The organism is Phascolarctobacterium succinatutens, from assembly GCF_958453765.1.
GTDB classification, from domain to species: domain Bacteria; phylum Bacillota; class Negativicutes; order Acidaminococcales; family Acidaminococcaceae; genus Phascolarctobacterium_A; species Phascolarctobacterium_A succinatutens_B.
This window is the reverse complement of the sequence record NZ_CAUDZA010000012.1, coordinates 1-23,753: the sequence shown is the minus strand read 5'-3', so window position 1 is coordinate 23,753 and position 23,753 is coordinate 1. Positions and strand designations below refer to the sequence as shown.

Sequence of the window (23,753 nt, the reverse complement as noted above, 5' to 3'; positions counted from 1 at the left end):
ATTTCACTCTCACATATAAAATTTATAAAGTTGATGATTAAGAGGTGTATCAGAATGTCGAAGAGAAAAAAATTGATTTTAAGCAGCATCATGTGCTCACTTATTCTTGGCGTGAGTGCATGTCCTGTAAGTGCAGAAACTATTGAAACCTTCAATCTGGATGAGATGGTTGTTGAAAGCTCCCGTAACCACAAAACTCCTTTGCCCGGTGGCTTTAACAACGATTCCTCCAGAGTAGGTCTTTTAGGTGAAACAGAGGTTATTAAGGCACCATTTACTGTTCAAAGTATCACTGAAGATACTGTCAGCAAAATGGCGATGCCGAATCAGGATTTAGATACTGTTCTTTCCAACGTGCCGGCAATTCGCACAGGCACTTCCCCGATTAAAACAGACTTTTCTATCCGTGGTGTTTGTACGAATGCCGCTTCTTATTATGTAAATAATATCCCTGGTTTCTTTATTATGGCTACTGGTCCTATAACACATACTGTAGGTAGTATTGATGCTTTAATTGGTCCTGCTTCTACTATCAATGGTTCCACTCCGTCTTATCAAGCTGGTACATTAACTGGTGCAACTCCGGGTGCTATTTATTTGAACACCAAACGTGCCGGTGAGAATGATTTTATTAAATATACGCAGACATTTGCTGGTCATGGAGACTACGGCGAATATCTTGATATCAGTCAACGCTTCGGTAAAGACCGCAACATCGGCGTTAGAATTTATGGCCAATACGATGATGGTGGCTTGGCAATTTCCGGTGCAGGCCAGAGAAAGAAAAACTTATTTGCTAATATCAGCTATGAAGGCGAGACAACTAAGACCAACGTGTTTGGCGGTTATTATGACCAGAAGCTTATGGGTACAGAACGTCGATTTTTATTGACAGGAGATCCAACAAAAATTCCTAATGCTCCGGATGCTAGCAAGAGCTTTGATGATCCTAGTTTGATGCATCAGGATACCAATGGTTATATGCTGACACTCAACCATCAGAAAAAGCTAGGCGAACATTTAAACTGGTTTATTAATGCTGGTGCTAACCAATCGGTTGTACGTCGCTATATTTATGATGGTGAAATTAATATTTTAGACGATGGCAGTATTGCTTCGGATACTGCAATATGGTCTGACTATATTCATATTCGTAACCAATATTTACAGACTGGCTTAAAGGGCGATTTTATGACTGGCATGGCTAAGCATAACTATGCCATATCTGTTGATCGCTCGCATCGCAAAATGTATAAAAGAGGCGTTGATGCGATAAATCCGGCTACTGGTGATGCTTCTGGTACTTTTAAGCCTGGCAGCAGTATTTATGATGGTATTATTTTAAATCCGTGGGTTTACCAAGGGGATATTTCTTCAACATTAACGAAGAATTTACAGCATGAAGAAACAGATGTAAGCCTAAACTTTATGGATAAGGTTGAAATTGGTAAGCTGACATTGCTTGCTTCTGCTTCTCGTCGTCATGGTGATTATGTACGTGGTACAACCAAGAATCAGCAGAAAAATAATGTTAAGGATAATAATTGGGCAACAACCTTTGGCTTATCCTATGCACCGACTGATGATTTATCAATTTATGCAGCTAAAGCAAATTCAAGAAACCGTGGTACAGCAGTTGTTGCATCTGGTAAGAAAAATTATGAGAATGATGGCGAAATCTTACCGTCTGTTCGTAATAGCAATGCTGAAGTTGGTGTAAAATATAAAGCAAATGATAATCTTATGATGACATTGGCATATTTTGACATGAAGCAGCCTCAGACTATGGATGTAAAGGATGCTGCTGGCAAGTTGTGGCTGACTAATAATGGTTTAAACCGTTATAAGGGCGTTGACTTCAGCTTGAATGCTTCGTTTGCAGATAAATGGAATGCTTTTGGTGGCTTTGAATGGCTTGATGCACGCCAAGAAAAAACAGCTAACGGAAAATATGATGGCTGTCATGTAATGGGTTCGGCTGAGTGGAGCAGCGTTTGGGGCTTAGAATACAAGCCTGATGAAGACACTAGCTTTACTGGAAGACTTAGCTATGTTGGTGTTGGCAAATATATAAAGGGAAATAAAGAAGAGCTGGATATTCCTTCTCATGTTACTTTGGATTTGTTTGCCAGCCATAAAACAAAAATCAGTAACGTACCTGTTAAATTTATTGCAGCCTGCTATAATGTTGCTAATGATAGCCATTGGATTGCGCAAGCAGGTCAGAACAATAAATTCATGCTCAACAATCCGCGTTCTTTCATGCTTTCTGCAGAGTTTGAATTTTAATTAAGCTCATCATACTTAACTCCATCTCATATACGAAAACAGCAGCTAAAACACTTTGGTGTGTTAGAGCTGCTGTTTTTAATTTTTTAAGGCAGATAATAAAATTTTTTCAATCCTCTGCCTTGAACGGTAAGCAGGTTTTTATCCAGCATTTCTTTGGCAATAAGATAGGCGCGGGTGCGCTTTACGTCGAGCAGTGTTTGCAATTCTTCATCAGTTATTTTTCCGTGTTCCCGTACATAGCTTAAAACCTTTTGCTGCTGTGCATTGGGGTAATAGGCGGATGCAGATTGTGTTTCTGCCGCAAGCGTAATTTTCGGATGGTTATTGCTATAGTTAAGGTTAGGCAGCGTAATCTTAAAGGCGTGCTGCGTAACAGTAATTTTAGGCTTTACATAGGAGTCTTTGTAAAGAGCAAAGATTCGTCTGATGCCGGTGCCGTAGGATTCAATGAACTTTAAACGATGGAAAATTTCTGCCAGCTTGCCGTTACGTGGCTGCGAAATCCCAAGCTGTATATCTTCTAAGGAGAGTCCCGGAAGAAGTCCGCCGAGAGAAATAAATTCCATTGCTTGCTTGTTGACGTTAATAATAATGCTGCCGCTGTAGCTGTAATCGCGATGAATAATTGCATTGAGCAAGGCTTCGCGGATAGCCTCTTCGGGATAGTCCCAGTTATCATTGCGTGTTAAGCCGGAAAAGTTAGAGGGATTTTGGTTGCAGAGCATGAGAAAGGAGAAGGCGTTTTCCAGCTGCTGAAAGATAGAACCTGTGAATTCGCGGTGCGCCTGAAATTTTGTGTTTTCGTTGTCTTCAAATACAGCAGCTTTGATGCTATGTTGGCACTGCTCGGAAATAAGCAATGCCAGATTGGTGAATTGCTTATCCTTTAAATTACGTAACCCGAGATTGGTGTATTTGCTTTCATCAAATTCTAATTTATTGGCCTGAAATATATTTTGTGCCGTGGTGAAGCTAAGCTCCTGGTTCAGCGAGCGCATAGCTTCATAAGAGTCACCGTCACTCAGCTTGATGAACTGGCGTATCTGGTCCTGTGATGCCGGTACGGATGAAGCTCATTGTCGTATAAAAACTCCGGAGGATTTTAAGCCTTTAGCTTTCAGGTAGTAAGGCTTTGCGCTACCCTCTGCTATGTCGATAATAACAAATCCCTGCTCATCCAATGTATAACGGATAAACATGGTTATGTCAGGAAGAATTGCATCACGAATAGTATTGGTGATGCGTGTATAGATATCGTCGATATCGGTCAGCTTATTAATTTTTCCGTCGTCATTGATACCGATATATAATTTTCCGCCGTTTGAGTTGGCAAAGGCTATGACACTTTTGCAGATGTTAGGGATAGCTTCGCTTTTAAACTCTATTTGTTCACTTTCGTGCAGCATTATTTTCACTCCTTACATAAATTTATTCACTATATTCATTATAGTCACTCTTGGAAGTGAATGCAAGTGAAAAATATCTTCTTGGCAGCAGCTTTTTCTTGACTTCGACCGTACTCCAAGTGTTATGCTAGAAGCGAAAACAGCATGAAGGGAAGATACGTATGAGCAAGAAATATAAATTTTTGCTGCTTACACTGTGCGTTGCGGCTTTGGCCTTAAACGGCTGTGCTAAAAACGCCGACAGCGAAGTGCAGGGCAGTGATACCGCCGTTTCCATCATCAATCCGCGTCAGATTGTAGCGGCAGACAATAAAACAGCACGCACGATTATGTGGGAAGCAAAGGTTAAGCAGCCCTATACGCTTGAATATCGCTTGCAGGGAAGCAAGGATATACAGGCAGTGCAGGCAACGGACAGCAGCTTTACGGATAAAAACAGCATTATTCAATATACTGCGCGTCTTAGCGGCTTGGTGCTGGGCAGTGCTTATGAATATCGCATCAGCACAGCGCGGAATAAAGGACGTTGGCACAAGCTGCAGACAGAAAAGGGCGCAGGTTTTACTGCTTTAATTTTCCCGGATTCGCAAAGTGCGAATTACAGCGGCTGGCAGCAGCTGGCGCGTGAAGCGTACAAGCGCCATCCGCAGAGTGCGTTTTATGTGAATATGGGTGATTTGGTGGATAATGGTCAGGATGCAAGCCAATGGCGTGCCTGGTTCAACAGCGTGAGCGTGTTCGGTGATGCTGTGCCGCTGGCACCGGTTATCGGCAACCATGAAGCGTACAGTCTGGAGTGGAAGGAATGCCTGCCTGCAAGCTATACGCATTTGTTCAATGTACCGCAAAACGGCTTGGCGAAGTATCCGAATCAGTTTTACAGCTTTGATTACGGTCCTGTGCATTTTGTAGTGCTTGATACCAACTTTCCGGAGATGAATAATTTTCAGCCTGATTTGCTGGCAGACGAGCTGTCTTGGCTGGAAAAGGATTTGGCGGCGAGCAAGGCGCCGTGGAAGGTTGCTTTGATGCACCGCGATATCTTTCTCTACGGCTTTGGGCCGGAGTCCGGCAGAGCGCAGAGCAAGACGCATTTTCTTGATTTCAGCTATCGGCTGATGCCGGTGTTTGAAAAATACAAGGTTGACGCAGTGCTGACGGCGCATTTGCATACATATCGCCGCCGTGTGCCGCTGCAGAACTTTGCGCCTGCACCGCAGGGAAGCGGTATTACCTATATTCTGACAGGTGTGGCCGGCGATGTGCGCTATCCTAAGCTGTGGGGTGATTTTGAGTGGGATGCGGCAACAGCTCCGAAGCCGGAAACTGCCAACTATATGACGCTGACGGCAGATGAGAACAGTTTGGAGTTTAAAGCTTTTTTGCCGGATGGCAAGCAGTTTGACGAAGTGAAATTAACTAAATAAGCAAAAAGGCTGTCGCATGAATCAAATGCGACAGCCTTTTTTATGGCGCTTAATCAAGCTCAATCAGTTCATATTTGTCATTGCCCATTTTCAGCTCGCGCATAGCGGTAAGCTGGTGCAGGCCGTGACGGCTTTCCATGCGCTCAACAAGGTCATGGTTACTTTCCTTGGCATATACCAGATCGACGGAAGCCTGGTCGATAGCCAGAATGTCGTTAGAAGCGAGGATGCCGATATCTGGGATAGTCGGTTCTGCTGCGCTTAAGCCGGCGCAGTCGCAGTCGACGGACATGCGGCGTAGAACATTGATATAAACGATGTGCTTGCCGAAGAAATCAATGGTAGCCTTAGCGGATTCTGCCATGTTTTCCATGAGCAGCTCCTTGCCCGGCCATACGTTCCAATCTGTAGGCAGGTTGTCCTTATCCACGCCGTGAACCTGTGCTTTGCCAATGCGTCCGTCAGCGCAGCCGATAGCCAGATTTTTCATGGAGCCGCCGAAGCCGCCCATGGCGTGACCTTTGAAGTGTGTTAAAACGAGCATGGAATCGTAGTTGATGATGTTTTTTCCCATGGAAACCTCTTTAAAGTGCTTACCGTGGCGTACAGGCAAATTAACTGTGCCCTCTGCGTCCATGATGTCAACGGGGCAGAAGGTCCAGCCGTTGACCTTCAGTGTTTCCAGATGGCTCTCAGTTGTATAGCGGTCGCCCTGATAGAGCGTGTTTGTTTCTACGATGGTGCTGTCAGGGATTTGCTGCTGCAGCGCTTTGACCAGCTTGCGCGGCAGAATGTTGGGACCGTGCTTTTCGCCGGTGTGCAGCTTTATAGCAACCTTGCCGTAAATGCTTTCGTTGATTAAATTATACAATTTGATGAGATGCTCTGCATCAATGTGTTTGGTAAAGTAAACTTTGGCATGAGAGCCTGCGTTATCGGTTTTGGCAACTCTTTTGCAGCCTACTACAGGGGCTTGTGCAAATTCTTGTGTCAATTTCATCTACCTCCTATAATTTGGTTACTTATATTTTAATACCTGAAGTATACTCTAAGTCAAGAGGAAAATGGAAGTTTAGTGGTGAATGTTAACTTCCAACTCATACTAAAAAAACGGGGCAGCACTTGTTTTATATATTCTTGCCTTGAAACAATAAGAACTGGGATTTTCACGCTGGCGTACGTTGGAGCTTCTAAAGAAGTCACAAAGACTTCACAATGTAAATCCTAGAAATTTAGTATACTTTAAATATGGTTTAACTTTTCACATTGAAGGAGGTTTATCTCATGAAAAAATTAACAGCTATTATTACTGGCGCACTGACTGTTTTGGCAATTTCTGCTACAGCATTTGCTGCTAATCTGATTAGTGCGGACGAAGCTCGTGCAATTGCGCAAAAGCAAGTTCCAACAGGTAGTACTTACCTGCATACTGAAGCAGAAATGCAAAAAATGCAACCATATTATGAAGTGGAGTTTTTTGATACTGCTACTCAGACAAAATATGAAATTGATGTATATCAGGTAAATGGTAAAATCAAAGAATACAATATGGAAAGAAAAGCGTTGGGCGGTAGCGCTAATGTAATCTTGTCCAAAGATGATGTAAAAGCAATTGTTGCTAAAGAAGTTGGTGATGTGTCGATTTATGAACTGAAATTGGACAGAGAACATGGATTATATGAATATGAAGTGAAATTCAGTGCATCTGGTTTGCGTGGTGAGATGAATATTAATCCGGAAACTGGTGTAGTGCTGGATAAAGAGGTAAAATACAGCTTTTAAGAATAAAATTTTATAAATTTTTTAGAGCGGTGCGAAAGCATCGCTCTGTTTTTGTAATTTATATTCTTGGTTTTGAGTTAAATTCAGATGCCGTTAAAAAGCTACAAGGCAATAATAAGGAGCTGTTGATTATTTCTGGTGGTGTGCATCGGATTTGTACTACAAGATGGATGTAAGTTCCTTTAATAAAATAGAAGCTTTCTATATGAAATATCTGAAATAAAAAGTGGAGGCTATCACTAAGAGTGTATGATAGCCTCACTTTTTTTCACAAATCTGCTGGGAGAACCGATATTGAGAGGGGAATCATGGTTTTACAGTTGTGCGGTAAGCCTGCTTGCCATCTTTGAATTCGATGATGGTTACGCTCTTTACTGCGTCATGCTGCTATACAAAAGGAGCGGGCAGTGTATCTTTTTTCAACAATTATCTAAATATATAAATACGTCACCATCGGTATCTTCTAGCGGAAAGCTTTGAAAACTTCGCTTAAAGATGATATAATAAGCTATTATACTATGACTGGAGTACGCTATGCGCAGGAAAATATTATTTGGTGTTGATTATACGGACAGCGAGCTGATTAAGCTCTTGCTGTATCTGTGTGTCGGCGGCACGGCGGCCTTGGTGGAGTGGGCCTTGTTCTACATTTTCTTCCACTATATTTTAGCCGGCTTGAGCCTGACCTTGCTGACTATGCTGGCAACAGCCTTATCCTTTTGCCTGGCAACACTGTATCATTATTTCTTGGGCAATGTTCTGGTTTTTGACAGCGGCAGCCGTTACAAACGCGGCAAGGAGCTTAGCCTGGTGTTTTTGGTAAGCTGCATAGGCTTGGCGTTTAATCTGCTGCTGATGTATATTTTTGTCAGTCTGCTTGACTGGCAGCCGATGCTGTCTAAGGTGCTGACAAGCTGTATTGTTGTTGTATGGAACTATCTCTCACGTAAAAAATGGATTTTTAGGAGTTAGATATGCCTGGAGAATATGTAGACGTAAAAAAATTTAAAAAGGTTGTGCTTTTGTATAACCGTAATTCCGGTAAGCAGCTTTTTGCCAGTATGATGGCTAAGGTGAATGAAACCTATAAGCTGGTGAAGGAATTAGTAGGACCTAAAAATGCAGAAATGCGAGATATTCGCTTCTTTGACCAGATACCGCAGATTGCTGCGGAAATAGTTGAGGAAAAGGTTGACTGGGTGATAATTGCCGGCGGTGACGGCACAATCAGAGCGATGATTGAACAGCTGGCTAATCGCAAGTATGTGCCTTATATCAGCGTTTTTCCTGCCGGTACGGTAAATCTGGTGGCTAAGGAGCTGCTGCTGAAGGCGGACCCGCATAAGTGGTTTAAACGAGTATCCAAAGGTATAGAGGTGCCTGTTTATCTGGGACGCGCCAACGGCAACGTCTTTTTGACGGTTGCCGGTATAGGCTTTGATTCCCTTGTAGTAGACAAGGTGACCGAAAAGGAGAAAAAGCTGCTCAACAAGCTTGCTTATGTTTGGCAGGGAACAGAGATTATGCGTAAGGAATTTCTGTTTAACAACTGGCGTTACCGCTTTCAGGTGCGCTTTGATGATGAAGAACAGTGGTATGATGCAACTTCTGTTATTGTAGGCAAGAGCCGTTATTATGCCGGACGTTACAACCTCTTTAACGGTGCGTCGCTTTCGTCACCTCTTTTACATGCGGCGCTGTTTACCGGTGATAAGCGCGGGGATTTTATACGTTATGCGGCCTGCATTGCTATGGAGGCGCTGACGCTGGATAATGATATTATTATCCGTGCAGCGAAAAAAATGGAAATACGCTGCAATGAAGAGAATTTTGCAGCAGAGCTTGACGGAGATGCTGTAACAACTGCTCCGCTTTTAATTGAGATGGAGTCCGAGCCGATTAAGTTTTTGGCGTAAGCAAGGAAATGGTGTAAGGTGAATAGGATAAGCAGAAAAATGGGCTGGCTGATTTTTATTATCGCGGCCTGCATAGTAGAAGGATTTTTTGCCTGGCAAAGCTTCGGCGGAACGCACCCCTTTCCGCTGAATGAGTTTGGCTTTCAGATTTTTGATCATGTATTGCGTGACAGCGTTTTGGCAGAGATAGCATATGTACTGTATTACCGGCGTAAGCGTGTGCCGGACAGATTGCAACGCTATTTTCCCGTTATTGTTATCGGTATTCTTTATCTGGGCGAAGCCTTTTTCATGGTTAACCAGCTTAGCTTGGATAAGGGTTTGCAGACAAGCCTTTCCGTGCTTGCCGGTATTAACAATAACATTTTTGTTGTGCTGCTGATGGCAATGTGCTACCATAAATGGCCCAATATCGGGATGAAAATCCTCTATTTTGCTGTTTATGTATTTTCTGCTTTGGCAGTGGTTTTTGACGGCTTCTATTTTTGGCAGACCTCCATGCACGTGGAGAGCGTTCTCTTCCAAAATCTGAATATCTATGCTGTTAAAGGTATTTTTGCGACGATGAGCAATACGATGATTGCCGGTATTGTTATCAGCATAGTTGTGATTTTACTGCTTTTTTATGTACCAAAGCCGCAAAAGCGTAAGCCGAACTTTGCCTGGTCACTGCTGTGCGTGGCCATGTTTACCTTGGGCTTGAATCTTACCGACAGATTGCTTGGCTATGCCGGCATGTACGGCGTGGAAAATGTTATCGGTATGTACGCTGAGGTAGAGAACGAAAAGACGCGTATGAACTATCGCAATATGCTTTCCGTTCCTGTTAATGTGAACTTTGTCAGCAAGGCAATTTTTGATACGGATAAAATTGCCGGCGGCAAGCATGTGGAGCAGCGCGAGCTGACTGCCAAGGATAAAACACGTCTGACGGAAATGGGTATAGATGAGCCTAAAGCAAAGATTGCCAAAATCAAACCGCAGTATGACCGAGTTGTTCTGCTGATTCTGGAATCCATGCACCGTGATTACATCAACTACTATAACAACGATATTCCCGAAGAGGCTACACCGTTCTTAAACAGTCTGGTTATCCGCTATCCGCACATGAACAGGTATTATTCCTCTGCCGTGCCGACAACGCAAGGACTGAATGCTACCTTCCGTTCACATCTGATTATGGATAAGGATTTTCCCGGTAAAAATACCCCTTCGCTGTTTCGCAGTGTGCAGGCAGCGGGAATGCGCGGCATTTTCATGAATGCCTCTAGCCAGTATTATGCCAACGAGCTGCGCGAGTATCCGACACAGTTCGGCATGAACGAATACTATGCAAAAGAATATTTGGAAAAGCAGGGCTATACAGGTGCCAGCGGCTGGGGCTTCCATAATGACGTAATGTATGAGGAAACACTGAAGCTGTTGGAAAAGGCAAAGGCGAAGAATGACCGTTTGGTGATGGTTACCAAAACGCTGGATATGCATCAGCCTTATCCTTACACCGGCTTCAGCTGGAACGAAATGCCGGACAATGTGCGCAGTAATAAGTTTATTACAGTGCGCGGCGTCTACTGGGTTGATAAAACACTGGAGCATTTCTTTAAGGAAGCAAAGAAGCGTGGCCTAATGGATGACAGAACGCTGTTCATCATTACGAGTGACCATAATCCGCACAGCGGCGGCGAGTATACGAAGCTCGTCACCAAGGCTGAGGATAAGCAGAGCATTGCGCCGATTCCGCTGATTTTTGTGGCGAAGAACTTAGCGCCGCTCAATAATCTGCGCACGAATGAATATGCTTCGCAGATTGATTTGGCGCCGACGCTTTTGTATCTGTTGGGCATTGATGTGCCGGATAAATTTATGGGCCGCAATCTTCTGCAGCCTACGGATATTCCCTATGCCTTAGGCTACTTTGGCGGTAAGGCGTTCTACTGGTCGGATGAGCGTCATTTGGTCGACCAGATGGATAAGCCTGTACCGGATACAGAATATGAGGATGCTTTAACAAACTATATTATTCATTATTATGGATTGTGGCATCAATAAAGTTATTAAAAAATACCGTTCCGCAGAAATGTGGGACGGTATTTATACTTTTGCTATATAAACTTAGCTGAAGAAAGCAAGTATTATGTATACAATTGATAATACACTTTTCAAAAGCATTTCTATCACATATAATATTAATGCAAAAAAATAATTTTATGGAGGGAATGAAGATGTTTCTGATAATAGGTGCACTCGTTGTTATCGGTGTAATTTATCTTTTGTTGAAACGACATGAATCCAGAATGGTATTGATTGCCGCTGGTATTCTGATGTGCTGTATTGCCGGCAAGCCAATGGCTTCTCTTGATGCTTTTGCCAAGAGTATGACTAATGCCGGTCTGATTACTTCTGTTTGTTCCTGCATGGGCTTTGCCTGGTGCATGAAGTATACGGGCTGCGACAAGCATTTGGTTGTTGCAATCGGTAAGGTATTGAAAAAAATGGGCTTTTTGCTCATTCCCGGCGCTACGCTGGCAACCTTTGTTGTTAATATTGCTATCCCCAGTGCTGCAGGCTGCAGTGCTGCGGTAGGCGTAATTTTTATTCCGATTATGATGTCTGCAGGCATTCATCCGGCAATGGCCGCAGCTGCCGTTAAATCCGGTACCTACGGCAGTATGCTGAACCCCGGCCTGGTACATAACGCCGTTATCGCTAAGCTGGCAGGCGTGCAGGTTACTGATGTAATTGCCAACCATATGTTGGCAACTGTAGTCGGCGTAATCATTGCTGCAGCTGTACTGACTGTTCTCGCAGTTGTGCTGAAGGAAAACAGAGGCTTTGTTCCGGAAGGCGAAGCCGGTGTTGACGAAAACTTCGGCATCAATCCGCTTTTCGCCGTTATGCCGCTGGTTCCGGTTATTATTCTGCTCTTGGGCAGCACCAAGCTGGTGCCCGCACTGAAGATGGGCGTACCCCACGCTATGGTTATCGGCGCAATCCTGTCTTTGGCAGTAACCCGTAAAAATCCTGTTGAGCTGACTAAGAGCTTCTTTGACGGCATGGGCGATGCTTATGCTAATATCATCGGTATTATTATTTCCGTAGGCGTTTTCGTAGCAGGCCTGAATGCTTTGGGACTGATTAAGGCGCTGATTAACTGGATGCTGAATTCTACCGGTATTGTTAAAATTGCTGCTACCTTCGGTCCGTTTGTACTGGCACTTATTTCCGGTTCCGGCGACGCTGCAACCGTTGCGTTCAACGAAGCTGTTACTCCGCATGCTGCTCAGTTTGGTCTGGAAACCATGAACATGGGCTCCATTGCGGCTTTGGGCGGCACTCTCGGCCGTACCATCTCTCCGATTGCCGGTGCTACTATTATCTGCGCAGGCATTGCCGGTGTAGATCCGATGGAGGTTTGCAAGCGTAATGCGTTGGGTATTACCTTGGCGCTGGTTGTGGGCATGATACTGCTGCTGTTCTAAAATCAGATATTTTTTAAAGTATAAAATGGATGCGGAACTATTGCTTCGCATCCATTTTTATTGCGACGACTTGCCTCTATGCGGTATAATAATGCATGGAGGGAATTATGGAGATTAATACTTTTCTTGATAAATTACAAAGCTATCACAGCGAGCAGGTTTTTAATCCCTGGCGTGATTTTGATACAAGCTGTGATATAGGTCCGCAGGCTCCCGTTATCCGCAGTGCCAATCTGCGCCGTTATCTGGAGCTGCGTCCGGATGCACATTATTTGTTTATTGCCGAGGCCTTGGGCTATCAGGGCGGTCATTTCAGCGGCATTGCTATTACTTCGGAGCGTATTCTGTTGGGCCATCATCCCGATGTAGAGCCGAAAAGCGTGCTGGGCGAATGGGATTACCGCCGCACGAGTGATGAAAGCAGCGCAATGCTGAACAATACGCAGCGCCTGAAGGGTTTTAATGAGCCCACGGATACTGTTGTCTGGAACGCGCTGAACAGCCATGGCCTTGCGTCCTTTGATGTTATTCTTTGGAATATTTTTCCGTTTCATCCGTATAAAGCAGGCAATCTGCTGACTAATCGTACGCCATCACCGAGCGAGCTTGATGTAGGCATTGAGTACGCGCGGATGCTGCTAGAGCTGCGTCCGGGGATGAAAATTGTTGCCATCGGTCAGAAGGCGGCGACAACGCTGTCACGTTACGGTGTTGAATGTATGTCTGTGCCGCATCCGTCTATGGGCGGTGCCAACCGCTTCCGTGCGGCAGTAGCGCAGCTGTTAGGCGGTGAGGCATAATGGGACTGGAAGCTGCTCCTTTAAGCCGTGAGCAGACCTTGCATATTGCTCTTGGCATGGGCAAGGCGCTTTTGAAAAACGGTGCGGAAACCTCCCGAGTAGAGGATACTATTTCCCGCTTTTGTCATACGCATGGCTATCACGATATTCATGTTTTTGTTACGCCGACGGTTATTATTTTAGGCGATGAGGAAAGCGAGGGGGCGACGATTATCAGCCGTATCCGTTATCGCAGCACTAATTTGAGCGTTATCAGTGCGGTGAACGATTTTTCCTATAATCTGAAACGCTGGCCGCTGAATTATGAAAAAACGCTGGCATATCTGGAAGAGCTGCGTCACAAGGCTCCGCCCTATGGCAAATGGCGTGTCTGCATGGCTTCGGCAATCAGCTCGGCAGCCTTTTCGGCGATGCTGGGAGGCAACAGCCATGACTTTATTGCGGCCTTTATTACCGGCGGATTATCCATGGTGCTGTTGAAGCAGCTGGGCGGTTATCGTCCCAGTGCCTTTTGGGAAAATGCGCTTTCCGGTGCGGCAATCGGCGCTTTGGCTATTTTTTGCTGTGAGATGGACGGCGAATGTACACGTACCAACATCATCGTAGGCGCGCTGATGCCGTTCCTGCCGGGTGTAGCCTTTACCAACGGTCTGCGCGATTATATGGCCGGCGATTTGATTTCCGGTAATTCGCGTATTGCCGAGGCGATGCTTTTTGCTACATCCATTGCGATTGGTCTGGCATTTAGTTTGCTTGTATGGTATCACTGGGGGTGGAAGCTGTGGGCATAAATTATTTTACAGCCTTTGGCTTTGCATTTATTGCTACTGCTGCCTTCGGTATTCTGTTTCAGGCACCGCGCAAAAGTCTGCCTATCAGCGGCTTTATCGGTGCTGTAGGCTGGGTAGTTTATTGCTACATCCGTAAGGATTTGGCGTATGATTCTTTTTATGCCATGTTTTTTGCCACGGTTGCTCTTTCGCTTTTGAGCGAGCTGGCGGCGCGCATCTTTAAGCAGCCGGTAACGATTTTTGTTATTCCCGGTATTATCCCGATTGTGCCGGGACTTGGCATGTATCGCGGTATGGCGGCGATTATAGAAAATAATTACGACACGGGCATGAACATTCTCATAACCACCGGCATGGATGCCAGTGCTATTGCCTTGGGAATGATGCTTATGACGAGCGTGTTCCGTGTAATTAAGATAAGCAAGGATCATGAACGCTTGCTGCAGCTGCTGCATAAGGAAAATAAAGAATAGATTTGTTTACAGTGAGTGGGGGAAGGAAAATATGGGTTTAGCAGAACTACTGCTGCTGGCAGTTGGCTTGGCGATGGATGCCTTTGCTGTTTCCGTTTGCGGCAGCATGGTGCTTGCACCGGACAACAGACTGCGCGGAGCCTTGCGCTTCGGCAGCTGGTTTGGAGCGTTTCAGTTTTTGATGCCGGTGATAGGCTATTTCGGCGCTGTATCGTTTCGTGATTATATTACGGAATATGACCATTGGCTTGCCTTTTTCTTATTGCTTTATCTGGGAATCAACATGATTCGTGAAGCAAACGAGGCCTGTCATGTCAAAAAAGATTATAGCGTGAAGGAGATGGCGGTGCTGGCGATTGCCACCAGTATTGATGCTCTGGCAGTTGGTATCAGCCTGGCCTTTTTGAATACCGATATCTGGTCCGCTTCCATACTGATTGGCGTGGTGACCTTTGCTATCGCAGCCTTTGGCGGTCTGGCTGGCTTTAAGCTGGGAGCTATGGCCGGCAAGAGAGCTGACGTGGCCGGCGGCTTGGTGCTGATTTTTATCGGTATCAAAATTTTGCTGGAACATACAGGAATAATTTAAGGAATAAAAGTTTAGCGGATTTGCTGCCCCTTTAGGCACGCTGAGCTTGAATTTATATTATTGAAAGGAAGATAAATATGACGCAAGTAAATAAGGAGCGTATGCTCGCAGAATTTAAGGAAATTGTTGCTCTGCCTTGTCACAGCCTGCAGGAGCGTCCTGTATTCGAACTGCTCAAAGGCAAATTGGAGGCACTCGGATTTACGGTGGAAGAGGATGACGCCGGTGAAAAGCTGGGCGGCAACTGCGGTAATCTGTGGGCATTTTTGCCTGCCAGCGCAGGAGTTGAAGGTGCTGTACGCGTGCTGCTTTCTGCACATATGGACGGTGTTGAGCCCTGCGGCGGCACTACCGTTATCCAAAAGGACGGCGTTTTATACAGCGACGGCACCACTATTCTCGGCGGTGACGATAAATCCGGCGTTGAGGGTATTTTAGAGGGTATTCGCCTGCTGCTGGAGGAAGGCGCTCCGCATGGTGATATCCAGATTCTCTTCACTGTTTGCGAGGAGGGCGGCGTTAACGGCTCCCGTTGCCTCGACCGCTCCAAGCTGCGTGCCGACGTTGGCTATGCACTGGACGGCGAAGGCGCACCGGGCGAGATTGTTGTCGGCGCTCCCGGCCAGAAGAAATATAAAATTGACATTATCGGCAGAACCGCGCATGGCGGACTGGAGCCGGAAAAGGGCATCAACTCCATTATGATTGCTGCCAAGGCTCTTGCCGATGTTAAACGCTATGGCCGTATTGATGAGGAAACTACCTGCAATATCGGCATTATCGGCGGCGGTAAGGCAACCAATATTGTGCCTGATCTGGTAACGATTGAGGGTGATGCGCGCAGCCGTAACAAGGAAAAGCTGGAGGCTATCTGCAAGGAAATCGTAGAAACTATTGCAACAAGTGCCGAAAAATATGGCGCTAAGGCAGAAGTATTTGTGGATAACAAGTATGATTCCTTTGCTGTTGCGGATGACAGCGATGTTGTGGCACTGGCGAAGGCTGCCTGCGCAATGCACGGCTTTACTCCGGATATTACGGTTACCGGCGGCGGCAGTGATGCCAACTTCCTGAATGCTTACGGACTGCCCAGCGTAATTTTGGGCACCGGTATGGCTAATGTGCATACTGTTGACGAATACATCAAGGAAGAGGATTTGTACAATTCCGCGCTCATGGTACACGGTATTTTGAAGGCTGCGGTAAAATAAAAAAATAAAACGCTGTATATAGCAAAAGGCCTGCATGTGCAAAACGAATGCAGGCCTATTTTTATAAAATTTGACCAGATAGCCGAATTAAGGTATAATTTAGCTATACAAAGGAGGTGCGATAATGCCGAAAATTACTTCCAGTGCAGATTTGCGCAACAACTATAACGAGATTTCTAATTTCTGCCATCAGTACAAGGAGCCGGTTTTTATTACCAAAAACGGTAAGGGCGATTTGGCTGTCATGAGCATTGAAGCCTACGAAGAGCTGACTGCACGCTTTGAGCTGTACAGCTCGCTGAAAGCAGGCTTGGACGATGTGGCGGCAGGCAGAACTGTGCCTGCTAAAAAATTCTTAGCTGAATTGGAAGCACGCTATCCGGAGTTAGCTGAGGTAGAGAAATGATTTATTACAATGTGGAAGTAACGCAAATTGCTGAGCAGGATTATTATAAGGCTGAAGCTTATATCAAATACGAATTATATAATCAGAAGGCTGCTGCCGGTCTTGCTAAAAAATTGCATGAAGCTATTAAGGATTTGTCATTTTTCCCGACTAAGTACCCTATATGCAATGATAATTTCCTGAGAGTATGGGAAATCAGATTTGTGCCGGTAAACAATTATCTGCTGTTTTACATCGTGCGGGAGGATGAAAAGACAGTGTACGTTTTACGCTTTCTGTACAGCAGACGCAATTGGCAAAAAATATTACGCAAGCATCTTGAGGATGAAATCTTTGACTTAACAACATATTACATTCAGGAAGAAACAGAAAAATACGGAGCAAAATAAAAACAGCAGCCTTGGCATACGCATGCGTATACTGAGGCTGCTTTGTTTTATTCTTCTGCTGCTGTCGCCAGCTGCACCTTCAGCTCTACGCCGAAGGTCTTTTTGAACCATGACAGATGCTCCTGAATCTGATGCATTTCAATACTGGGAATACCTTGAGCATAGAGCTTTAAAGTAGCATTCTTTTTGCTGATGCTCGGTTCAATAACGTGAATCTGGGAGGTTTCCGTGTAATCAAGGCTTTCAGCTAAGGCCAGCAGCAGTGCCAGCTTGTTGATTGTTTTCCAGTTGGCGTCGCTAAGCAGTTCCTTGTAGAAACGGTCCTTGAAATAGTTTTTGGAAACGCCGTTGTGCCAGCCGGCGATAGCTGCCGTGATGACCTGCTCTTTGTGCGTCAGACCAAAGAGCTTGGCATTTAAAATCATATAGGCACTGTGACGTGCGTGACTGTAGAAGTTGATGGTGATGCCGATGTCATGCAGCAGCGCAGCGGTTTCCAGCAGGCGGCGGTAATTTTTGCGTAAGCCGTGCAGCTCGCTCCAGCCGTCAAACATTGATAACACCAAATGGGTGATGTGTCTGGAATGCTGCTGGTCGGGTTCATATAGGTTTAACACATTTTCCCTGCTCATTCTAAGGATATCCTTCGCTATAATGGGCACGTGGTTTTCCTTGGAATAATAATCGAAGAACAGACCTTCGCGCAGGCCGCAGCCGGAGCTGATGAGCTTTTTGGCACCGGTGGCCTCCAAAAGGCAGCTGATAATGCTGCTGCCGGCCAGAATGATATCACTGCGCTCGCTGCTGAGACCGGAAATCTTTTTGCGCTGATCCAGATTTGTGTTGCGCAGTCTGTTGAAAAAGCTGCGATAGGTTTGCACTGTATAGGAATAATTATGGATTTTAGTTGCCGGGTACTTCTTTTCGCGCTGGATGATTTTGGCTACGGTACGCGCTGTACCGCCAACGCCGATAAGCGGCAGTCCGTTTTGCTTAAGCCAGGGGTACTTTTCCAGACGGCTCATGATAAAAAAGCTGACATCGCTGAAGACATTGGCGGGCATGACGTTACGGGTATTGAACATGGAGGTGGTATTGACCGCGCCGATGGGCAGGGACACGCTTTCTAAAATTTTACGGTTCTTGAACAGAATCAGCTCGGTACTGCCGCCGCCCAAGTCGAAGATGATGCCGTCCTTGACGTTGAGGGTGTTAATAACGCCAAGGTAGCTGATATAGGCTTCGGTATTGCCGGAGATGATGTGCAACTGGATGCCTGTTTCTTCGGCAACGCGCGCAACAAGCTCGGCGCCGTTGGCAGCGTTGCGGATGGCTGCGGTAGCAACGGCAATGGTTTTGTCAGCCTGATAAATTTTGCACATATAGGCAAAGCTTTTCATGGTTTCGATGGTGCTGCTGAAGGCTACTTCTGTAAGCATGTTTTTTTCGTCGACCTTCTGACTGAGGCGCAGGGCTTCTTTTTGGTTATAGACCATATTATAAGCACCATTCTTATAAATATGGCTGATAACAAGCCGGGCCGAGTTAGAGCCGATGTCAATAATTGCGATTCGTTGCATTTTCCTTTTCTCCTTGTGGGGTGTTTCTATAAACTCCGATTATTCTATTTTAACGATATATTTATTATATTACCCATAACCTGAAAAAATCCTGCGTGAAAAAGTAAAATTCGTGTTAACTTGTTAAATTACTGTATAATTTTGATTTTTTCGCAGGATTTTTGTTAAGAAACCCGAATTATAACAATAACATACTGTTTTGGAGGCTTAGTTAATGAAGCGTAAAAATTACACAACCTTTGCTGCTATTCATCTAGGCTCGGAGATGCTCAGTATGCAGATTACCGAATATCACAATACCGAAAGGTATAAGGTTATTGAGTGCTGCAACCGACGCATTCGCTTGGGTGAGGCAACTTTTAAAAATAAAATAATTCCTTTCCCGCTGGTTTCGGAAATCTGCGAAATTCTTATCGGCTTCAAGCGTCTGATGAAGGAATACGGTGTAGAGGAATATGTTATGCAGGCAACCACTGCTGTGCGTGAGGCCAGCAATCAGGTTTTTCTGCTGGATCAGATTTATAACAAAACCGGTCTTGTGGTCGATGTTGTTGATATGCCGAAGGAGATTTATACAAAATTTGTAGCCATCCGTAATACGCTGAAGGCAGAAAAAATTTCTACCGAACGTGAAGGCATGCTGATGATGGATATTTCCTCCGGCGGTTTGGGTGTAACGCTGGTGCGCGATGAAAAAATCTGCTATCAGGGCAACTTCCATATCGGTATCATCCGTATTAAGGAAAGCTTTGAGCGCAACCGTCGTGAAAGCATGCATTTTAACAAGGCGCTGACGGAATTTCTCAGCAGTACAATCGGCCCGGTAAGAAACGAGCTGGGTGACAGCAAGGTGCGTTATCTGGTGCTTTCCGGTACAGAAACCGAGCTTTTGCTGCGCATGCTGGGTCTGGATGAAAAGCAACTGGTGCATCGCATCAAGGCGGCGGATTTCCATGCCTTTTTCGACAGCATGCGTCAGATGAGCCTGGCACAGCTGATTCAGGTATATAAGCTGCCGGAAAATGTTGCGGAGCTTGTGCTGCCTACGGTGCTGCTTTATGAACAGCTGCTGCATCTGATTCCCGCCAAGGAAATTATTATTACGGCAGACCGCTTCATTGACGGCATCCAGCTGCTGCATATCGGCAATAAAACGAATCCTGTAATGCGTAAGGAGCTGGAGCAGGAGCTTATCAGCCTTTTCCATACCATCGGCGCCCGTTATCTGTATGACAAGAAGCATGCCCAGCAGGTAGAGCGCCTGTCGCTGATTATTTTCGACAAGATTGCCAAGGCTTACGGCATGGGCGAGCATGAGCGCCTGCTTTTGCGTGCAACCTGCATTTTGCATGATATAGGCAAATACATCTGCATGCGCAGTCACTCTATCTACACCTATCAGCTGATTATGTCTACGGATATTATCGGCCTGAGCGAGAAGGATAAGAAAATCGTAGCGCTGGCATCGTATTATCATGCCAACAGACTGTTTGACAAGACCAATACGCTTGCTCCGCATGTGGAAAAGGAGCTGGTGCCTGTTGTGGCCAAGCTGGCTGCCATTGTGCGTCTGGCTGATGCTCTGGACCGCAGTTATATGCAAAAAATTCACAGCTGCAGTGTAACGCTGAAGGATAATAAGCTGAAGGTTCTGGCAGCAAGCAAAGAGGATTTGACGTTGGAAATCTGGACGTTTGATGATAAATCTACTTTCTTTGAGGAAGTTTTTGGTATTGAACCGATTTTGGAACGGGTGAATAAGTAATGGGAAAATTAGATTTGACAAAGCCTGAGTATTTTTATAACCGCGAGCTGAGCTGGCTGAAATTTAATCTGCGCGTATTGAAGGAAGCGATGGTTAAGGACACACCGCTTCTGGAGCGCCTGAAGTTTATCGCTATTTCGGCCTCTAACCTTGATGAATTTTTTATGGTGCGCGTAGCCGGACTGTGGAGCAATTTTGACAGCGGCATAGAAAAGCGCGATGCCTCCGGTATGTCGGTGCATGAGCAGCTGGTGGCTATTTCGCAGGCAGCGCATGAGCAGGTGCGCACCCAGACGAAGTCGCTGATTGCGCTGATGGCAGAGATGGATGCGGTGAAGCTGCATTTCCGCCGCGTTAAGGATTTGAGCGAGCTGGGCAAGGACTGGCTGGAGGAATATTACCGCGAGGTTGTTTTCCCGGTATTGACGCCGATGGCGGTAGATGCTTCGCGTCCCTTCCCGTTTTTGGCCAATAAAACACTGAACCTTGCTGTTGAGCTTATTAAGGCTGACGGCGAGCACAGCATGGGCCTGATTCAGGTGCCGAGCGTATTGGACCGCATTGTGGAGGTTGAGCCTGAGGGCAAGCGTACCTTCGTATTTTTGGAGGATATTATCGCCAGCCATTGCCACGATCTGTTCAAGGGCTGCCATATTCTGGATATGGTGTCCTTCAGAGTAACGCGTGACAGTGACCTTGACTTGGAAGAGGATGACAGCGTTGACCTGATGAAGGAGGTTGAGGAATCGCTGCGTAAGCGTAAGCGCGGCGCTGCGGTTCGCTTGGAAATCTTCAAAACGAATAATAATCGTATCAAAAAATTCCTGGAGGAAAATCTGGATGTTACGGAGATGGAGGTCTATGAAATCAACGGACCTCTGGACCCGACCTGCTTCTTTAAATTTATCGGTATGAAGGGCATGTGGCCGTGGCTGTATGAGCCCTTTGTGCCGCAGCGTCCGCTGGAGCTGCCGGATGACAGCGATTTGTTTGCTGCTATCCGTGAAAATGATATTTTGCTGCATCACCCCTACGAAAGCTTTGACCCGGTAGTTAAGCTGGTTAGCGATGCTGCCGATGATCCGCAGGTGCTGGCGATTAAGCAGACGCTGTACCGTGTGAGCGGCAACAGTCCTATCGTTGCTGCGCTGGCGCGTGCTGCGGAAAATGGCAAGCAGGTAACGGTTCTGGTAGAGCTGAAGGCGCGTTTCGATGAGGAAAACAATATCCTCTGGGCGCGTCGTCTGGAAAAAGCAGGCTGCCACGTTATCTATGGCTTGGTCGGCTTAAAGACGCATGCCAAAATTATTCTTATCGTGCGCAAGGAGGATAACGGTATTAAGCGTTATCTGCATCTGGGCACAGGCAACTACAACGACAGCACCGCAAAATTATACACCGACCTTGGCCTGATGACGGCGAACGATGAGTTTGGCAGCGATGCTTCGGCGTTCTTCAATCTGCTCAGCGGCTACAGCGAGCCGCCGGTCTGGAATAAGCTGGTTATGGCGCCGCTGGGACTGCGCGAAAAGATTTACGCGCTGATTGATAATGAAATTGCTATGGTGCGTTCCGGTCGTGAGGGACATATCATTGCCAAGATGAACTCGCTGATTGACCAGCCTGTAATCCAGAAGCTGTACGAGGCTTCGGCTGCAGGCGTGCATATTGACCTGATTGTGCGCGGTATCTGCGGCCTGCGCACGGGTATTGAGGGCATCAGCGACAATATTACGGTCCGCAGCATTGTAGGCCGTCAGCTGGAGCACAGCCGTATCTTTTGGTTTGCCAACGGTGGCGAGGAGCAGCTGTATCTTTCCAGTGCCGACTGGATGCCGCGTAACCTTAATGACCGCGTAGAGCTGTTCTTCCCGGTAGAAACAGAGGAGCATATCCGTCGCATCAAGGCGCTGCTCGATTTGTATCTGCGCGATAACGTGGGCGCACATATGATGCAGTCCAACGGTACCTATCGCCGTGTACGCAACAAGTTGGAGCCTGTAAGCGCACAAAGCACTTTATACGAGATGGCGCAGTTGGCGGTAACTGCCGATAAGCTGCCGATGGAAAAGCGTCTGCAGCCTGTATTCAGCCGCAGATAATAGTGCCGCATTATATTTATCAAGGATTACAGGCTAAGAAAGACTTATATTTTAATTGCTTACTTAAATCCTTATATTGATATTATGTGCTTAAGTTGTTATAATTAGTAACAAGAGCAGAGGGGGATTAAAATGAGTAATTATGCTGTAACCTTGAATTATAATTGCCATTATGGCTATGTAGAATATAACGAAGCGGATAAGACTGCCGTAGTAACCTTGCCGGAGGCTGTTGCCGAAGCCAAGGCTGCTGTCGAGAAGTATCTGGCAACTCCGTTGAGCCTGGATGTACCGCAGGGTGATACTATCCGTGATTTTGCTACCATAACGCTGGAGCCGCTTTCCAGCAAGGAGGCGTTTCAAGTAGCGCTCACCCGTCTTTGGGGTAAAACCGGCGTGCGTGTTGAATGGAGCATGCCTCCGGGAATGGCGGACGATATCGCCGCTGAGGTGTTGGCAGAGGCACATTAATTGCTGATTATTTTAGGGCAGACTCTTTATGTAGCAGAGTCTGCCTTTTTGTTTATAAAATTTGTGTGAAGAATAGGAGAAATGCAGATGCTGGATATCAACAAATTACGCAATGCTTACAATGTTATTCACCGTATGAGCCAAAACAGACATCCTTTTGCCGAGGAGGAGCTTTCACTGGAGGTTGTACAGAGCGCGCAGGTACAGGAGGCGCTTACCGATGCCGCAGAAGTTATTGCTGTTTACGGCAAGATTATGAATCTGGTTTCGCAGAGCACGAGCTTTAAGGTTGCACCCAAAACTCCTAAGGCAGTTAAAAGCAGCTTTGTTGTGGAGCAGGATGACCTGAGCAGGCTGCAGCCTATGACTGAAGCTACCAATATCACAAAGCTTGTAAAATATATTAATGATACCTTTGCAGATAAGGAAATGCATAATCTTACCACGGTGGAGCTTGGCAGATGGTTGGAACATGCAGGTTATCTGCAGTTGCCGGAAGATGGGCGCAATAAAATTCCGACAGAAAAGGGTTCTGCGTTGGGTATTATTACTGAAAAGCGTGTAAGACAAGCTACCGGAGAGATTTATTATATTAACTTTTATCCGCAGGCAGCGCAGCAGTTTATTCTTGATAATCTGCCTGCTGTGGCAGAGTTTCTGGCAAAGGAAAAAGAGGAGAAGCGCGCTGACGCATAACTTGCTGTTTCCTCATTGCCAGTAGACTGTTTTTGCGGTATAATATTTAGTACAGCTTAGGCGGAAGGGCTTGAATTCTGCCTGAGCTGTTTACATGGTTCCGTAGCTCAGTAGGATAGAGCAACCGCCTCCTAAGGTTGCGTTACAACGGCCACCTCAAAAAAAACTAAATAAGGGA

The 23,753-nt window shown here is 45.9% G+C and carries 22 protein-coding genes; 18 read left to right on the top strand and 4 right to left on the bottom strand.

Going from position 1 to position 23,753, the window contains the following annotated elements; all coding sequences use genetic code 11:
* Nucleotides 1-54: 54 nt before the first annotated feature.
* A complete protein-coding gene (locus Q7Q81_RS06295; protein ID WP_304274526.1) occupies nt 55-2,289 on the top strand; it encodes a TonB-dependent receptor in 2,235 nt (744 codons plus the stop codon).
* 86 nt (nt 2,290-2,375) lie between these two features.
* Here the strand turns inward: Q7Q81_RS06295 and Q7Q81_RS06290 are convergent, their stop codons facing one another.
* Both Q7Q81_RS06290 and Q7Q81_RS06285 read right to left on the bottom strand, forming a co-directional pair.
* The gene (locus Q7Q81_RS06290; protein WP_304274524.1) at nt 2,376-3,290 is read right to left on the bottom strand and encodes an ATP-binding protein; all 915 of its coding nucleotides are present in this window, start codon (nt 3,288-3,290) and stop codon (nt 2,376-2,378) included.
* Nucleotides 3,291-3,365: 75 nt separating this feature from the next.
* Complete coding sequence (locus tag Q7Q81_RS06285; protein ID WP_304274519.1) at nt 3,366-3,698, bottom strand: AlbA family DNA-binding domain-containing protein; 333 nt, start codon at nt 3,696-3,698, stop codon at nt 3,366-3,368.
* 161 nt (nt 3,699-3,859) lie between these two features.
* On the opposite strand from Q7Q81_RS06285, the gene Q7Q81_RS06280 reads away from it, so the two are divergent.
* Complete coding sequence (locus Q7Q81_RS06280) at nt 3,860-5,125, top strand: purple acid phosphatase family protein (protein WP_304274516.1); 1,266 nt, start codon at nt 3,860-3,862, stop codon at nt 5,123-5,125.
* 49 nt (nt 5,126-5,174) lie between these two features.
* Here Q7Q81_RS06280 and Q7Q81_RS06275 read toward each other — a convergent pair whose 3' ends face one another.
* On the bottom strand, nt 5,175-6,125 hold the full coding sequence (locus Q7Q81_RS06275) for a DUF362 domain-containing protein (RefSeq protein ID WP_304274513.1): 951 nt from the start codon (nt 6,123-6,125) through the stop codon (nt 5,175-5,177).
* Nucleotides 6,126-6,409: 284 nt separating this feature from the next.
* On the opposite strand from Q7Q81_RS06275, the gene Q7Q81_RS06270 reads away from it, so the two are divergent.
* The 12 genes from Q7Q81_RS06270 to Q7Q81_RS06215 all read left to right on the top strand — a co-directional run bounded on the left by Q7Q81_RS06270 (nt 6,410) and on the right by Q7Q81_RS06215 (nt 16,961).
* Complete coding sequence (locus Q7Q81_RS06270; RefSeq protein ID WP_304274510.1) at nt 6,410-6,907, top strand: PepSY domain-containing protein; 498 nt, start codon at nt 6,410-6,412, stop codon at nt 6,905-6,907.
* A gap of 534 nt (nt 6,908-7,441) precedes the next feature.
* On the top strand, nt 7,442-7,879 hold the full coding sequence (locus tag Q7Q81_RS06265) for a GtrA family protein (protein WP_304274507.1): 438 nt from the start codon (nt 7,442-7,444) through the stop codon (nt 7,877-7,879).
* A gap of 2 nt (nt 7,880-7,881) precedes the next feature.
* Nucleotides 7,882-8,823, top strand: a complete 942-nt coding sequence (locus Q7Q81_RS06260; RefSeq protein WP_293829268.1) for a diacylglycerol/lipid kinase family protein — start codon at nt 7,882-7,884, stop codon at nt 8,821-8,823.
* A 39-nt stretch (nt 8,824-8,862) separates the two neighbouring features.
* Nucleotides 8,863-10,872 carry an LTA synthase family protein gene (locus Q7Q81_RS06255; protein WP_304274504.1) on the top strand — a complete coding sequence of 670 codons (2,010 nt, stop codon included), beginning with the start codon at nt 8,863-8,865 and terminating at the stop codon, nt 10,870-10,872.
* 173 nt (nt 10,873-11,045) lie between these two features.
* Entirely contained in the window at nt 11,046-12,302 is a 1,257-nt protein-coding gene (dcuC, locus tag Q7Q81_RS06250; protein ID WP_304274501.1) for a C4-dicarboxylate transporter DcuC, read from the top strand.
* A 107-nt stretch (nt 12,303-12,409) separates the two neighbouring features.
* Entirely contained in the window at nt 12,410-13,102 is a 693-nt protein-coding gene (locus tag Q7Q81_RS06245; RefSeq protein WP_304269238.1) for a uracil-DNA glycosylase, read from the top strand.
* Nucleotides 13,102-13,893 carry a threonine/serine exporter family protein gene (locus Q7Q81_RS06240; protein ID WP_304274497.1) on the top strand — a complete coding sequence of 264 codons (792 nt, stop codon included), beginning with the start codon at nt 13,102-13,104 and terminating at the stop codon, nt 13,891-13,893. The genes Q7Q81_RS06245 and Q7Q81_RS06240 overlap by 1 nt, the downstream gene beginning before the upstream one ends.
* Nucleotides 13,884-14,366, top strand: a complete 483-nt coding sequence (locus tag Q7Q81_RS06235; RefSeq protein ID WP_304274495.1) for a threonine/serine exporter family protein — start codon at nt 13,884-13,886, stop codon at nt 14,364-14,366. The genes Q7Q81_RS06240 and Q7Q81_RS06235 overlap by 10 nt, the downstream gene beginning before the upstream one ends.
* 31 nt (nt 14,367-14,397) lie before the next feature.
* A complete protein-coding gene (locus Q7Q81_RS06230; protein ID WP_304274492.1) occupies nt 14,398-14,955 on the top strand; it encodes a manganese efflux pump MntP in 558 nt (185 codons plus the stop codon).
* Between the two features lie 77 nt (nt 14,956-15,032).
* Nucleotides 15,033-16,166 (top strand): M20/M25/M40 family metallo-hydrolase, encoded by a 1,134-nt coding sequence (locus Q7Q81_RS06225; RefSeq protein ID WP_304274490.1) that lies wholly within the window; start codon nt 15,033-15,035, stop codon nt 16,164-16,166.
* A gap of 124 nt (nt 16,167-16,290) precedes the next feature.
* Nucleotides 16,291-16,572 carry a type II toxin-antitoxin system prevent-host-death family antitoxin gene (locus tag Q7Q81_RS06220; protein ID WP_304274488.1) on the top strand — a complete coding sequence of 94 codons (282 nt, stop codon included), beginning with the start codon at nt 16,291-16,293 and terminating at the stop codon, nt 16,570-16,572.
* The gene (locus Q7Q81_RS06215; protein ID WP_304274486.1) at nt 16,569-16,961 is read left to right on the top strand and encodes a type II toxin-antitoxin system RelE/ParE family toxin; all 393 of its coding nucleotides are present in this window, start codon (nt 16,569-16,571) and stop codon (nt 16,959-16,961) included. The genes Q7Q81_RS06220 and Q7Q81_RS06215 overlap by 4 nt, the downstream gene beginning before the upstream one ends.
* A gap of 47 nt (nt 16,962-17,008) precedes the next feature.
* On the opposite strand, the gene Q7Q81_RS06210 is transcribed toward Q7Q81_RS06215, so the two are convergent.
* A complete protein-coding gene (locus tag Q7Q81_RS06210; protein WP_304274483.1) occupies nt 17,009-18,541 on the bottom strand; it encodes a Ppx/GppA phosphatase family protein in 1,533 nt (510 codons plus the stop codon).
* A 214-nt stretch (nt 18,542-18,755) separates the two neighbouring features.
* On the opposite strand from Q7Q81_RS06210, the gene Q7Q81_RS06205 reads away from it, so the two are divergent.
* The 4 genes from Q7Q81_RS06205 to Q7Q81_RS06190 all read left to right on the top strand — a co-directional run bounded on the left by Q7Q81_RS06205 (nt 18,756) and on the right by Q7Q81_RS06190 (nt 23,575).
* Nucleotides 18,756-20,306: a Ppx/GppA phosphatase family protein gene (locus tag Q7Q81_RS06205; RefSeq protein WP_304274481.1), complete on the top strand. Its 1,551-nt coding sequence runs from the start codon at nt 18,756-18,758 to the stop codon at nt 20,304-20,306.
* Nucleotides 20,306-22,408 carry an RNA degradosome polyphosphate kinase gene (locus tag Q7Q81_RS06200; protein WP_304274478.1) on the top strand — a complete coding sequence of 701 codons (2,103 nt, stop codon included), beginning with the start codon at nt 20,306-20,308 and terminating at the stop codon, nt 22,406-22,408. Before Q7Q81_RS06205 ends, Q7Q81_RS06200 begins: the two co-directional genes overlap by 1 nt.
* Nucleotides 22,409-22,540: 132 nt before the next feature.
* Entirely contained in the window at nt 22,541-22,879 is a 339-nt protein-coding gene (locus Q7Q81_RS06195) for a hypothetical protein (protein ID WP_009146478.1), read from the top strand.
* Nucleotides 22,880-22,966: 87 nt separating this feature from the next.
* A complete protein-coding gene (locus Q7Q81_RS06190; RefSeq protein ID WP_304274476.1) occupies nt 22,967-23,575 on the top strand; it encodes a hypothetical protein in 609 nt (202 codons plus the stop codon).
* Nucleotides 23,576-23,753: the final 178 nt, after the last annotated feature.